Here is a 12539-nt window from a genome sequence, read left to right as displayed (position 1 = left end):
CGGGACAGGGCCCGGCCGCCACGCCAGGTCATGCGGCGAGAACGCCAGCATCGACCACGGGGAAGTCGATCTCGGTCTGGGCCAGTTCGTTGAGATAGTTGGTCCAGATATTCAGCGCGACATGCTGCACGATCTCGATGATCTGGCCGTCGTCGTAACCGGCATCGCGAACCTCGCGAAGATCTTCTGTCGCAACGCGACCCCGCGCATTGAGCACCTTGACGGCGAATTGCACGGCAGCGTCCGCCTTGGCGTCGGTAGACCGCCCGGCCCGGTTTGCCGCGATCTCGGCGTCATCCAGCTTGGCAAGGTTCTTGCCGAGATAGCTATGGGCCGAAAGGCAATAGTTGCAGCCATTCGCTTGTGCCACGGCCAGGGCCACGCGTTCGCGGGTGGCGGCCGGCAAGCGACCCTTGGCAAGCGCCCCGGACAGGCCGAGATAGCCCTGCAACGCGGTGGGGCTGACACTGGCGAGACGGAACAGGTTGGGGACGGAACCCAGCTGCTTCTCGACGGCTTGCAACAGCGGCTGCGATGCCTCGGGCGCTGCTGCTATGGTGGCGGGAAATGTGATACGGGACATGTGAAAGCTCCTCTGCTTGCTGTGTGAGGCAGACTTAGGGGCTTCCAAAAATTGGCGGTAGACCACATTAATGGAATGATGATTCCCAATTTATGAAAACAACATGACCGACCGTCTGGAGACCATGTCCATATTTGTGCGCGTCGTGGACGAAGGCAGCCTGACTGCCGGTGCCCGGGCGTTGGCGATGCCCATCGCCACGGTCAGCCGCCGGATTTCCGAACTGGAGGACAAGCTCAGCGCCGAATTATTGCTGCGCTCTCCCCGGGGGCTGACGCTCACCGATACCGGGCAGACCTACCTCGCGGCCTGCCGCCGGATCATCGAAGAGGTTGCCGAAGCCGAGCGCAACGCCGGAGGTGAATTCACGGCACCGCGCGGAACGCTGACGATGACCGCCCCCATCGTCTTTGGCCGCTTGCATGTATTGCCTGCGGTCACCGCCTTTCTGCGCGCCTATCCGGAGGTCGACATACGGATGGAACTGACGGACCGGCCGGTGAACCTCCACGAAGAACACCTCGATCTGGCGGTGCGCATTGGCCCGCTGTCCGACAGCATGTTCATTGCGCGCAAGGTTGGCGAGGTGCGCCGCGTCGTCTGCGCCAGCCCCTCCTATCTCGAAACTCACCAAATGCCCGAGAGCCCCGGCGATCTCGCGAAGCTGGAAGCCATTACCTTCGAGAGCCTGATGTCGCCGCCGAACTGGCAGTTCGGATCGGAGCGGCCACAGAAGGTCGGGCCGATGCGGTCGCGCCTGATCGTCAACACCGCCGAGGCGGCGATCGACGCGGCCATTGACGGGCTGGGGTTCACGCGTGTTCTGTCCTACCAGGTTGCCGCTGCGATCAGGGCGGGGCAACTCGTGCCGCTCTTGCAGCGTTTTGAGCCTGCCCCCTGGCCCGTTCATCTGGTCTATGAGCCCCGCGCCCTGATCCCGCAGAAGCTCCGTGCGTTCCTCGATTTTGCCGCGCCGAGAATTGCAACCAGTATGGCCTGATCCACCCCACCCTGCCCATTAAGCTTCAGCCAGTAACGCCTGTACCGGCGTTCGCCGCCACGCGTCAGGGCACCCATCCCGACAGGTTCTTGCAGTTCCCTTGTCGCGGTCGCGCGTGATGTGCCGGTGATCGCGGCCCATAAGGTCGCTATTGCCGATCCGGCCTTCTGAAGCGCAATGTTCATCCGGTTCAGATCAACCGTTTTCGCGCCGCTTTAGACGATAGCGCTGGCGTTCAGGGCGCGAGCAAATCCGCGATGCGGATCGGGAAATGGCGCACGCGTTTGCCGGTTGCATGCCAGATTGCGTTGCCAATGGCCCCGACCGTCCCGACGATGCCAATCTCGCCCACACCCTTGATCCCAAGGGCGTTCACGTAAGGATCGTCTTCGTGCACCGTGATCACCTCAAGCCCGCTCACATCCGCGTTCACCGGCACATGGTAGCCCGCGAAATCCGCGTTCACGATGCGCCCGCTGCGCGGATCGTGCCGGGCGGCCTCATGCAGGGCAAATGACGTGCCCCAGATCATGCCCCCCATAAGCTGGCTTTCGGTCAGCCGCGGGTTGATGATCCGCCCGGCGGCAAAGGCCCCCACCAGCCGGGTCACCCGAACCTGGCACAGATCCGGATCCACCTTCACCTCGGCAAAGACAGCACCATGGGAGTTCATCGCATGGCGACCGGCGGCCTCTGGCGCGCGCCCGCCGTGGCCGGTTCCGGTCATCTCTGTCTGTCCGGCACGTATCAGGATGTCAGCAAAGCGTTCCCGGCGACTCTCGTCCTCCTCCAACAGTAACCACCCGTCCCGCGCCACAAGGCTTGAATTACCTGCGCCATAAAGCGGCGACTGCGGATCCGCAGTGGCAAGTTCGCCAAGCTGGCGCAGGACATCCCCACCCGCGGCATGCAGCGCACCGCCTGCCGTGGCGGTATGCCCTGACCCACCCGCGACGCCGCCGTCAGGCAACGCTGAATGTCCGGCGCGGAACTCGACCTGATCCAGCGTCAGGCCAAGGCTGTCGGCAGCAATCTGGGCCAACACGGTCCAGGCCCCCTGCCCCATATCAACGGCAGAGGTCTCGAACAGGGCCGTGCCGTCGGGCCGCAGCGTCGCCCGCGCTTCGGCAGCAAACATCGGGCAGGGAAACAGCGCCGTTCCCATGCCCCAGCCGGTCAACAGGCCATCGGCGTCCCGCATTTGCCGGGGTTCCATCGGCCGCCCCTCCCAGCCAAACCGCGCCGCGCCTTCTGCGTAACACTCCCGCAACGCCTTGGAGGAATAGGGAAGCCCGGTGCCGGGTTGGGTTTCGGCATAGTTGCGCAGGCGGAATTCAAGCGGGTCCATCCCCGCCGCTTCCGCCATCTCGTCCATCGCGCATTCCAGGGCAGCGGACCCGGAAGCCTCGCCCGGTGCGCGCATGGGTCCGGGCGTGCCGACATCAAGCCGCACCAGCCGGTGGCTGGCCCGCAATGCACCGGCTGCATAAAGGCCCTGCGAAGCATTCGCCGCCGGTTCCACGAAATCATCAAAGGTCGAGGTTTCCGCCAGCCCGTCATGGTCGATCACCGTAAGTGCCGCAGTTTCGTCCACACCCATCCGAAGCCGCTGGCGTGTCGCACCGCGGTGACCGACAGGCCCGAACATCTGCTGTCTGGTGAACATCAGCTTGACCGGCCGCTGCGTCATCCGCGCAGCGAGGATCGCCAGCACCTGCGGTCCGGTCGGGATCGCCTTTGATCCGAACCCGCCGCCGATATAGGGGCTGCGCAGTGTCACATTCTCGGGCGGGATTCCAAAGAAATAGGCAAAGCCCGCACAGGAGAGATTCAGCGCCTGACTGGGCGTATCCAGCGTCAGATGGTCCCCGTCCCACTGCGCCACAATCGCATGGGTTTCCATCGCATTGTGATACTGCGCCGCTGTCTCATAGCTGACGTCGATGCTGCGTGTTGCAGCGACATGCCCCGCCTCGACATCGCCGTGGCTTGCCCCGCCCGGCAGGCCAAAGCCGGCCGGCTCAAAGCTGGTGGCCGGGTTGTCATCCAGCGCCACACGCACCGGATCGACCTCGTACTGCGGTGCCAGCAGGCGCGCGCCCTCGGTGGCGGCTTCCAATGTCTCGCCCAGCACCAGTGCAATCGGCTGTCCGGCATAGCGCACTGTGTCGTCCTGCAAAACTTCGGTGCGGAAGGAGAACATCGTCGGCTTGGCCGAAGGGTCGCCCTGCAACTCGGGCCGGTTCTGCGGCGTGATGACATGGGTCACACCGGGGTGCGCCTCTGCCGCGGCAACGTCAAGCTGGCTGACCCGGCCACGCGCGATCTTTGCCGGGGCGTAGACCGCATAAAGCAACCCCTCGGGCGTGTTGTCGGCTGCAAAGGTCGCGACACCGGTGACCTTGGCAAGACCATCCCGCCGCGTGGCAGGCTGACCCGAGTTGGAGCCGAAACGGATTTGCGGTGAAAGCGTGTCAGACATGGGCGAGGTCTCCGTTCTGTTGGCCAAAGGCGGATGCGGGCAGCGCCGGCATCTGTGCCGGTGTTCCGGCCGCAGCCATGGCAAGTGCGCGCGCAGCGGTGCGGCGGGCAAGGTCGATCTTCCATTCCAGATGCGCCGGGGCCTCTGCCCCCGCCAGGGCCGCCTCGGCGGCGCGCGCAAACAGCGCCGCATCCGGGGCCTGCCCGACCAGCAGCGCCTCGGCCTCGGCAACCCGCCAGGGCCTGGCCGCAACCGCCCCAAGCGCCAGTCGTCCCGCCACGATGATGCCATCCTCCATCCGCAGCGCAGCGGCGGCTGCCGTGGTGGCAAAGGCAAAGGACGTGCGGTCGCGCACCTTCAGATACCGCGCATGTCCGGCAAAGCCTGCCGCCTCGGCGGACAGGTGCAGGGCGACGATCAACTCGCCCTCCTCCAGCGCCGTCTCACGCGCCGGATGGTCGCCCGGAAGCAGGTGGAACTCTGCAAAGGGGATCAGGCGCGTTCCATTCACGCCGCGCACCTCGACCTGCGCTTCCAGCGCCGCAAGCGGCACGCAGAAGTCCGACGGGTTTGTCGCCACACAAGCCGGGCTGGCTCCCAGCAGCGCGCGTGCCTCTTCATCACTGGCGACGGCATCACAGCCCGCACCGGGGGTGCGCCGGTTGCAGGCGGCCGTTTCCTCCTGGAAATAGGCACAACGGGTGCGCTGCATCAGGTTGCCCGCGACTGTCGCCATATTGCGAAGCTGCCCCGAGGCCCCCGAAAGCAGCGCCTCGGCCACCATCGGAAAGTGTTGCGCGAAACCCGCGTGGCGGGCCAGGGCCGCATTGCTGACCATTGCCCCGATCCGCACCGATCCATCCTGTTGAAAGGTGATCTCGCCCAGGTCGGGAATCCGGGTCAGGTCGATCACCCGCTGCGGCTGGGTCACGCCCAGCTTCATCAGGTCAACCAGATTGGTCCCCCCGCCAAGCCAGGCCGCACCCGGCTCCCAGCTCGCCAGCGCCTCATCCATGGTTTTTGGCTGCAAATAATCAAAATGCTTCATGCCGCGTCCCCCTCTTCCTTGGCAGCCATCCGGCCGCTCGCTTCCTGCACGGCTAGGGTGATCCCGTGATAGGCCCCGCAGCGGCAGATGTTACCGCTCATGCCCTCGCGGATACGCTCCGGATCGCTCCCGGCATCCCCTTCGGCGATCAGCCCGACGGCGCTCATGATCTGGCCCGGCGTACAATAACCGCACTGGAACCCGTCATGTTCGATAAAGGCGGCCTGCACCGGGTGCAGGTCCCCGCCCCTTGCAAGGCCTTCAATTGTTGTGATCTCTGCACCGTCGAGACCCGCCGCAAGCATCAGGCAGGCGTTCGCACGCTGACCGTTCACCAGCACCGTGCAGGCACCACACTGGCCACGGTCGCAGCCTTTCTTGGTGCCGGGCAGCGCCAGACGTTCGCGAAGCAGATCAAGCAGTGTCACGCGCGGGTCATCAATGGAGACGTCACGCGCCTCCCCGTTGAGGGTCAGGCTGATGAAGAGTGACATATGTCCTCCCTGTTATGCTATTTTCTAGGTGTGGTCACTCGCAGGCGAGGTCCGGTATAAGAAATCAAGCGGCGCGGTGCCGCCGTCTGAAGCAGAATATACGGAGGCATCCTCCGTTTTCAAGATGAAAGGCAGATTTTGGCAGAAGTTCGCAAAAGAAAGCCGCGCGCCGACGCACAAAAGAACCGCGAGTTGCTGCTCGAAGCGGCCAAGGAAATTCTGGGGCGCGGCGGGCCAAATGCGAGTCTGGAGGCCGTCGCACGGCGCGCCGGCGTTGGCATCGGCACGCTTTACCGGCACTTTCCCACCCGTGAAGAACTGTTCATGGCGGTCTTCAGCCGCGAATTGGACCAGCTCATTGTCACCGCCGAAGACCTGGTTGAAAGGGATGCCCCGCTTGAGGCCATCCGCAGCTGGCTGCACGCCAATGTCGACCTGGTGGAAACCAAGCGCGGCATGCTGGGCGCAATGAGTCTGGTCATGACGGAGGACCTGAAACAGGGTTATACCGAACGCTCCAGCCTTGTGCGCGCCGCGGTTGACCAGCTTCTGGACAAGGGCCGCAATGTCGGAGAAATCCGCGAAGGGGTCAGCGCCGAAGACCTCATGCAAACCCTCTATGCCATCTGCTATGCGCGCCAGCCCGGCCCTGACTGGCGCGAAAATGTCCTGCGCATCCTCGACATCTTTGTCGACGGGCTGAAAAAATGAGGCTCTGTGCATTGGTTGAAATATGCGCGATCTGCGCACCAAACGAGGCTTACAAGCGTTTGGCTTAAAATGATCCAGCTGGTGCACTTGAGGCGTAAAAGGCACGGGGCCAATCGGCAAAAGATCTAGCTCATCAAGCGCCCACCTCCTGCCGGAGATTGCAAAATATGATGGAAACCAACCGATCAATGCCGGGATGTCGGGAGTCAGGATTGGCGTCGCGATCGCCAATCTTTCATCAGATCGGCGCGCCGTTTTGAGATCCTGTCGTGCAGCAGCTCGCGGTCCCGTATCCGGTCCGTTCTGAAATGCCGGAAGCCGCGACTAGTCTCGCACCAACCGACAAGGACGCGTCCGCTGGCAAAGTAACCAATGGCTATCGGCCAGATGATCCGTTCCGAAACCGTCTGGTCCGGCTTTTCATAGATGATCCGCAGTTTTCGTTCTCGCCGGATGGCATCCCGAAGGTCGCTCAGGTCTTCCTCGGCGCGCCTGTCCGAATGCGCCTCACCAATTCCAAAGGGTATTGCCGAGGCCGCGTCCAGAGCAGCCTCGGGCACCACGCGCTCGACTTTGGCGAGCACCTGCTTCGAGGCCTGGGAGAGCGGCTTGTCGCCGTAGCCCGAAACCCATTTCATACCCAGCATGAGGGCGAGCATCTCCTCTTCGGAAAACATCAGGGGAGGCAAGAAGAAGCCCTTGTTCAGAACATAGCCGACGCCCGGTGATCCCTCGATATCCGCGCCTTCTGCCTGAAGCGTGGCGATGTCCCGGTAGAGAGTGCGAATGCTTGTCCCCAGTTCCCGCGCAAGATCATGGCCGCTGACCGGCGTTCGGGACTGTCGGAGAATCTGAAGCAGATTAGGCTCTGGACCCATTAATTCTATATACTCAGTTTGACAGATTTTTTCGCAGACAAGAAGCATCTGCGCAAGAATAGTGGTTCTATTTCAAGCAGATGCGCCGCAGGCTGCGGGAAAATCCGTCAAACCCGGAGGGCGGCGATTTCACTTCATTTCAACGTCTTGGGTCGCTTGCAAATAGAACCACTATTGGCTGCACGCCCCAAACCATTGAAATTTCGTGAAATCGCCGCTGAGCATATAGAATCAATGGGTCCAGAGCCTAAGGAGCCGGGCCGTTCGCATGACCTGCACATACTGCCATTTTCTGTCACAGGCAACGATTAGGAAAGACTGGTCAACAACCAACGAGGTCAATGCCATGATTACGCCGAACCTGATCATCCTCTATGTTTCCGACCCGCTCGAAAGCGCGAAATTCTATGAAGGGATTCTTGGAAAGCCTGCCAAAGGTTTTCCGACATACCAGTGCTTCGAATTCGATGACGGCTTCATTCTTGGCCTTTGGTCGACAAGCGCCAGCAATTTCGTCTCGGGCGGCAACGGACACAGATCGGAACTGGCCTTTCAGGTGCAGTCCGCCGACATCGTCCGCCAACTCTACAACACCTGGAAGGCCGATGGCGTCGTGATCGAGCAGGACCTGGCAGAAGCGGTTTTCGGACTCACCTTCGTTGCGCTGGATCCGGACGGCCATCGCATCCGCGTCAACCTTCCTGACGGATGAGTACAAGGTGACGCGGCCTATCTGGCGGCACTGGCCGAGTGGTGGGGAACAGCCCGTCCGCCCAACCGCGGCATAAATCTTAAAAAAATTGTCCCACGATGTCGGGATGCCGGTTGGCCGGACGTCTTCAAGATAGATGAACAAGAAAGGATAACATCATGACCAACACCGTTCGCCTGCACCGAGTCATCGCCGCGAAACCCGAAAAGGTCTATCGGGCGTTTCTCGAATCCGACGCCGTGGCCAGCTGGCTGCCACCATACGGTTTTCTCTGCACCGTCCACGAGCTGGAGCCCGTGGTCGGCGGCAAGCACCGGATGTCGTTCCGTAACTTCACGACCGGTAACAGCCATTCGTTCGGCGGAGAGTACAAGGAACTCGTCCCCGGTGAACGGCTGGTCTACACCGACCGCTTCGACGACCCCAACCTGCCCGGCGAGATGAAAGTGACCGTCGAGCTGAAAGCCGTTTCGGTCGGCACGGAAATGTCCGTCGTGCAGGACGGCGTTCCGGAGGTGATCCCGCTCGAAGCCTGCTATCTGGGCTGGCAGGACAGCCTGCGGAAACTGGCAAAGCTCGTCGAGCCGGAGATCAACCAGTAAGGCGGCACCCCGCCTCATTGCCCCGCAATTCAATCAAAGGACTTCATCATGACAACTCAACCGATCACCATCGAAACCACCGTCGCGGCACCCGTCGAGGTGGTCTGGGACTCCTACACCACGCCTGAGAACATCATGCAGTGGAACACGCCATCTGATGACTGGCATACCCCTGCTGCCACTGTCGATCTTCGGGAAGGCGGCGCCTTTTCCTCGCGGATGGAAGCGAAGGACGGCAGCATGGGCTTCGACTTTGCCGGCACATACACGAAGATCGTGGAACTTGAGCGCATCGAATATGATTTCGGCGACCGCCATGCCAGCGTGGAGTTCATTCCCGAAGACGGTGGCGTGCGCGTCAGCGTGACGTTCGATCCGGAAACGGAGAACCCCGTCGAGCAGCAGCGCGACGGCTGGCAGTCCATCCTCGACAGTTTCAAACACCACGTGGAGTCGTAAGACAGGCGCCGCCAGCCGAAACCACCGGAGCGGTCAGGGCCGAACTCTTGGATCACGGTCCTTGCCGCACCAAAACGATACCGTGAATGTGCCTGATGTTCTCGTTTCATGTCGGTTCATGCAATGTAGCGCGGTCCTTTGAATGGAGATTCGGAAAAATGCGCTACACGATACTTTGCTACCACAACGAGGATATCACCTCTTCCTGGACCGAGGCAGAGGACACCGAGGTCATCGAGAACCTCAAGGCGGTCAACCGCAAATGGGCGAAGAATTTCGAACCCATCGTCCGGCTGATGCCGACAACGGCGGCGACCACCCTGCGCAAATCCGAGAACATCGTCACCGACGGGCCGTTCGCGGAGACCAAGGAGCAACTGCTCGGCTTTTATGTCGTCGACGTGGACAGCTACGAAGTGGCGGTTCAGATCGCGCGCGAGATGGCCGAGGCCAATCCCGGCGGTGCCTATGAGCTCCGGCCGATCGCGCTCTACTACCCGAATGGAGAGGCCATAGAAGATGCCCCAACCCCCTGACCCGGACTGGATCGAGGCGCGTCTTGTCGGCGCGCGGCCACAGGCCGTGGCGGCATTGCTGCGCTATTTCCGGGACCTTGATCTGGCCGAGGAAGCGTTCCAGGAGGCCTGCCTGCGGGCCGTGAAGTCCTGGCCGAAGAACGGCCCGCCGCGTGACGCGGCAAGCTGGCTGATCATGGTCGGTCGCAACGCCGCCATCGATCACAAGCGCAAACAGGCGCGCCTGACCGGACTGCCCGACGAAGCGGTGATTTCTGATCGCGAGGACACCGAACCGGACATGGTGGAGCGGCTGGATGCCGCCGATTACCGCGACGACATCCTGCGGCTTCTTTTCGTTTGCTGCCATCCCGACTTGCCTGCCACCCAGCAGATCGCGCTGGCGCTCAGGATCGTTTCCGGCCTCCCCATGCCGCGCATCGCGGCGGCGTTTCTGGTTGGCGAGCGGGCGATGGAGCAGCGGATTACCCGCGCCAAGGCCCGCATCGCCAAGGCCGATATTCCGTTCGAGACGCCGGGACCGGTCGCGCGGGCGGAACGTTTCGCGGTGGTTGCCGCGATGATCTATCTCGTCTTCAACGAGGGCTATACGGACGCCAATCCGACAAGCGAGCGGGCAAAACTCTGCGACGAGGCGATCCGGCTGGCGCGGCTCATGCTGCGGCTGTTTCCCGCCGAACCGGAGATGATGGGGCTGCTGGCACTGATGTTGCTGCAGCACTCGCGGCAGAAAGCGCGCTTCGACGCGGCAGGCGCGCCGGTCCTGCTCGACGATCAGGACCGGTCGCTGTGGAACCGGCACCAGATCGCCGAAGCTCTGGCGATGATCGACAAGGCCATGCTGCACCGCCAGCCCGGCCCCTATCAGATCCAGGCGGCAATCGCCGCGCTGCACGCACGGGCAGAACGGCAGGAAGATACGGACTGGGCAGGTATCAACGAACTCTACGAAGCTCTCGAGCGTCATGCCCCGTCGCCCGTTGTCACGCTCAACCGGTCGGTGGCCATCTGGAAACTGCACGGCGCCGCGGCGGCGCTGGAGATGATCGCGCCGCTGGCCGAACCACTGGACGGCTATTTCTATTTTCATGGGGTGCGCGGCAACCTGCTGGAACGATTGGGGCGCAACAGTGAAGCCCGCGACGCTTTCACCCGCGCAATCGCCCTTGCGAACACACCCGCCGAGTCAGTGCATATCCGCCAGCACCTTGATCAATTGGAAGGCGAACGCACGACTGGCAAGCCTTAGGCATTCCCTCTGGTGTGCTATCGGTTCATCGCAATGTCCGGCCCATCATTACTTCTGTCCGCCTGCCGTCTGGACCAACTGGATGAGATTACCGCAACTGTCATTGAAGACGGCCATACGCACGGGCCCGGCGTCCAGAGGGTCCCGGGTGAAAGAGACGCCGTTGGCCGTCAGTTTCCCGAACTCTGCAACCAGATCGTCGACCTGGAAAGACGCGGCCGGGATGCCGTCGGCGACAAGGGCTTCCTGTAGGGTTTGACGGCAGGGTGGTCGCTCGGGTCGAGCAGCAATTCGGTCCCGTCTGGCTGCTCCTTCGAGACCACCGTCAGCGCCCGGTTTCGGAAAAAAAATTTTGCCGGAATGTCGGGAGAGAGTTCGGCCGAACGTCTTCAATGTATGGAACACCGGACAGGACGCACAACAAAGGAGATGACGATGTTACGCACCACCGTTCTTGCAGGAGTTTTGCTGATGACTGCCGCCGCACATGCCCAGACAGAGCCAACTGGAGCTTACGTGGACGTCAATGGCATGCAGATGTATTACGAGGTTTCCGGCGAAGGTGACCCGCTGGTTATTCTCCACGGCGCCTATATGAACATCCCGTCGATGGGCGAGATCATTCCGCGACTGGCCGAGACCCACAAGATTTACGCGATAGAATTCCAGGGGCACGGTCGCACCGAGGATATTGATCGTCCCATCACCTATCCCAATCTTGCGGACGATGCCGCCGCCTTCATGGATGCCGTCGGCATCGAGAAAGCGGATGTATTTGGCTATTCGATGGGCGCTGCTGCCGGGCTCCAATTGGCCATACGCCATCCGGAAAAGGTCGATCAACTCATCGGTGCCTCGATTGCCTATGATGTGACCGGCTGGCAGCCAGCATTTCGGGAGTTCATCCCCACCATGTCTGCGGAGATGTTCGCTGGCGGCCCGATGGAAGCGGAATGGCAAAAGCTCGCGCCAAACAAGGATGGGTTCAACGATCTGGTCGAGAAACTGATCGCCCTGGAAAAGGAACCGATGGCCTGGGAGAACGATGTCAGGGCACTTCAAGCGCCGGTGCTCATCATCGCGGGCGATGCCGATGTCTCAACGCTCGAACATAGCGTATCGATGTTCCGGCTTCTGGGTGGCGGCGTGATGGGCGACATGGGCCAGCCGCTGCCGGAGTCGCGCCTTGCCATCCTGCCGGCGACCTCGCACACGGCGGTGATCAATCAGGTCGACCTCCTGTACGGTTTTATCGAGCCTTACCTTCAGGGCAAAACGCCGGCCGGTTTCATGGGGCAATAGGCAGCCGGGGGAGTGCGCCGTCAAAGCCCGGCGTGCATCTCCCGGAACAGCCTCGGTGCAACGCCAAAGCGGCGTTCGAAGGACTCGGAAAGACGCAGAGTGGGGAACAGGCCGACCTGCGCGGCCGCGGATTTGAACGAGACGCCGCGTGACAGCAACAGGCGCGCAGCGTCGAGCCTGTTCACATCCTGCCGGACCGAATTGATGTCAACTGGCCGACAGACCGCCAGGTGTCGATCTTCCCTGACGAACCGCTCATCCCGGTGCTGGATCAGCCTCTTGCCGCGATCTCCGAGCATTATGGCGAGCCGACGACGAATGTCGTCGCCATGCAAGCGAATATCCGCGTTCAAACTGACCCTGGTGCTCTGCCAGCAGATCTTTAACGTCTCGCAAGCCCAGGGTGAGACGGTCGTAGACCCAAACGAAACAGCCAATAACCGAGCGCGGTAAACAATGGCACTACAGGGCCCGGGGAGAACA

15 protein-coding genes are annotated in these 12539 nt (G+C 62.0%); 8 read left to right on the top strand and 7 right to left on the bottom strand.

What is annotated here, in order from left to right:
- Window positions 1–28: 28 nt before the first annotated feature.
- Window positions 29–583 (bottom strand): carboxymuconolactone decarboxylase family protein, encoded by a 555-nt coding sequence (locus O4H53_RS00175; RefSeq protein ID WP_269360446.1) that lies wholly within the window; start codon window positions 581–583, stop codon window positions 29–31.
- 124 nt (window positions 584–707) lie between these two features.
- Between O4H53_RS00175 and O4H53_RS00170 the strand changes: the two genes are divergently transcribed.
- Entirely contained in the window at window positions 708–1583 is an 876-nt protein-coding gene (locus tag O4H53_RS00170) for a LysR family transcriptional regulator (RefSeq protein WP_269360445.1), read from the top strand.
- 235 nt (window positions 1584–1818) lie between these two features.
- Here O4H53_RS00170 and O4H53_RS00160 read toward each other — a convergent pair whose 3' ends face one another.
- The 3 genes from O4H53_RS00160 to O4H53_RS00150 are packed head-to-tail and all read right to left on the bottom strand — an operon-like array spanning window position 1819 to window position 5607.
- Entirely contained in the window at window positions 1819–4065 is a 2247-nt protein-coding gene (locus O4H53_RS00160) for a xanthine dehydrogenase family protein molybdopterin-binding subunit (RefSeq protein ID WP_269360444.1), read from the bottom strand.
- Entirely contained in the window at window positions 4058–5113 is a 1056-nt protein-coding gene (locus O4H53_RS00155) for an FAD binding domain-containing protein (protein ID WP_269360443.1), read from the bottom strand. The genes O4H53_RS00160 and O4H53_RS00155 overlap by 8 nt, the downstream gene beginning before the upstream one ends.
- Window positions 5110–5607, bottom strand: coding sequence for a (2Fe-2S)-binding protein (locus tag O4H53_RS00150; protein WP_269360442.1), 498 nt, complete (start codon window positions 5605–5607; stop codon window positions 5110–5112). Before O4H53_RS00150 ends, O4H53_RS00155 begins: the two co-directional genes overlap by 4 nt.
- 138 nt (window positions 5608–5745) lie before the next feature.
- Between O4H53_RS00150 and O4H53_RS00145 the strand changes: the two genes are divergently transcribed.
- On the top strand, window positions 5746–6318 hold the full coding sequence (locus O4H53_RS00145; RefSeq protein WP_269360441.1) for a TetR/AcrR family transcriptional regulator: 573 nt from the start codon (window positions 5746–5748) through the stop codon (window positions 6316–6318).
- A gap of 206 nt (window positions 6319–6524) precedes the next feature.
- Here O4H53_RS00145 and O4H53_RS00140 read toward each other — a convergent pair whose 3' ends face one another.
- Window positions 6525–7244: a helix-turn-helix transcriptional regulator gene (locus O4H53_RS00140; protein ID WP_269360440.1), complete on the bottom strand. Its 720-nt coding sequence runs from the start codon at window positions 7242–7244 to the stop codon at window positions 6525–6527.
- 220 nt (window positions 7245–7464) lie between these two features.
- On the opposite strand from O4H53_RS00140, the gene O4H53_RS00135 reads away from it, so the two are divergent.
- From O4H53_RS00135 to O4H53_RS00115, 5 genes are all read left to right on the top strand, one after another.
- Window positions 7465–7908, top strand: coding sequence for a VOC family protein (locus tag O4H53_RS00135; RefSeq protein WP_269360439.1), 444 nt, complete (start codon window positions 7465–7467; stop codon window positions 7906–7908).
- A 158-nt stretch (window positions 7909–8066) separates the two neighbouring features.
- A complete protein-coding gene (locus O4H53_RS00130) occupies window positions 8067–8510 on the top strand; it encodes an SRPBCC family protein (RefSeq protein WP_269360438.1) in 444 nt (147 codons plus the stop codon).
- Window positions 8511–8558: 48 nt separating this feature from the next.
- Window positions 8559–8969: an SRPBCC family protein gene (locus O4H53_RS00125; RefSeq protein WP_269360437.1), complete on the top strand. Its 411-nt coding sequence runs from the start codon at window positions 8559–8561 to the stop codon at window positions 8967–8969.
- Window positions 8970–9127: 158 nt separating this feature from the next.
- On the top strand, window positions 9128–9505 hold the full coding sequence (locus tag O4H53_RS00120) for a YciI family protein (RefSeq protein WP_269360436.1): 378 nt from the start codon (window positions 9128–9130) through the stop codon (window positions 9503–9505).
- Entirely contained in the window at window positions 9489–10754 is a 1266-nt protein-coding gene (locus tag O4H53_RS00115; protein WP_269360435.1) for an RNA polymerase sigma factor, read from the top strand. The genes O4H53_RS00120 and O4H53_RS00115 overlap by 17 nt, the downstream gene beginning before the upstream one ends.
- A gap of 48 nt (window positions 10755–10802) precedes the next feature.
- Here the strand turns inward: O4H53_RS00115 and O4H53_RS27095 are convergent, their stop codons facing one another.
- Window positions 10803–11159 carry a VOC family protein gene (locus O4H53_RS27095; protein WP_331284211.1) on the bottom strand — a complete coding sequence of 119 codons (357 nt, stop codon included), beginning with the start codon at window positions 11157–11159 and terminating at the stop codon, window positions 10803–10805.
- A gap of 30 nt (window positions 11160–11189) precedes the next feature.
- Here O4H53_RS27095 and O4H53_RS00110 point away from each other — a divergent pair, with 30 nt between their 5' ends.
- Window positions 11190–12056 carry an alpha/beta fold hydrolase gene (locus O4H53_RS00110; protein WP_269360434.1) on the top strand — a complete coding sequence of 289 codons (867 nt, stop codon included), beginning with the start codon at window positions 11190–11192 and terminating at the stop codon, window positions 12054–12056.
- 20 nt (window positions 12057–12076) lie between these two features.
- On the opposite strand, the gene O4H53_RS00105 is transcribed toward O4H53_RS00110, so the two are convergent.
- Window positions 12077–12391 (bottom strand): hypothetical protein, encoded by a 315-nt coding sequence (locus O4H53_RS00105; RefSeq protein WP_269360433.1) that lies wholly within the window; start codon window positions 12389–12391, stop codon window positions 12077–12079.
- Window positions 12392–12539: the final 148 nt, after the last annotated feature.

Origin of the sequence: Sulfitobacter sp. G21635-S1 (genome assembly GCF_027213915.1) — a bacterium.
Taxonomy (GTDB): Bacteria; Pseudomonadota; Alphaproteobacteria; order Rhodobacterales; family Rhodobacteraceae; genus Sulfitobacter.
Note: the sequence above shows the minus strand (reverse complement) of the source record. Positions and strands in the feature narration are given on the sequence as shown.

Coding starts and splice junctions, on each gene's coding strand:
- O4H53_RS00120 (WP_269360436.1), top strand. CDS start 9,128: ATGCGCTACACGATACTTTGCTACCACAACGAGGATATCACCTCTTCC.
- O4H53_RS00115 (WP_269360435.1), top strand. CDS start 9,489: ATGCCCCAACCCCCTGACCCGGACTGGATCGAGGCGCGTCTTGTCGGC.
- O4H53_RS00150 (WP_269360442.1), bottom strand. CDS start 5,607: ATGTCACTCTTCATCAGCCTGACCCTCAACGGGGAGGCGCGTGACGTC.
- O4H53_RS00140 (WP_269360440.1), bottom strand. CDS start 7,244: ATGCTTCTTGTCTGCGAAAAAATCTGTCAAACTGAGTATATAGAATTA.
- O4H53_RS00170 (WP_269360445.1), top strand. CDS start 708: ATGTCCATATTTGTGCGCGTCGTGGACGAAGGCAGCCTGACTGCCGGT.
- O4H53_RS00130 (WP_269360438.1), top strand. CDS start 8,067: ATGACCAACACCGTTCGCCTGCACCGAGTCATCGCCGCGAAACCCGAA.
- O4H53_RS00110 (WP_269360434.1), top strand. CDS start 11,190: ATGTTACGCACCACCGTTCTTGCAGGAGTTTTGCTGATGACTGCCGCC.
- O4H53_RS00175 (WP_269360446.1), bottom strand. CDS start 583: ATGTCCCGTATCACATTTCCCGCCACCATAGCAGCAGCGCCCGAGGCA.
- O4H53_RS00155 (WP_269360443.1), bottom strand. CDS start 5,113: ATGAAGCATTTTGATTATTTGCAGCCAAAAACCATGGATGAGGCGCTG.
- O4H53_RS00135 (WP_269360439.1), top strand. CDS start 7,465: ATGACCTGCACATACTGCCATTTTCTGTCACAGGCAACGATTAGGAAA.
- O4H53_RS00125 (WP_269360437.1), top strand. CDS start 8,559: ATGACAACTCAACCGATCACCATCGAAACCACCGTCGCGGCACCCGTC.
- O4H53_RS00160 (WP_269360444.1), bottom strand. CDS start 4,065: ATGTCTGACACGCTTTCACCGCAAATCCGTTTCGGCTCCAACTCGGGT.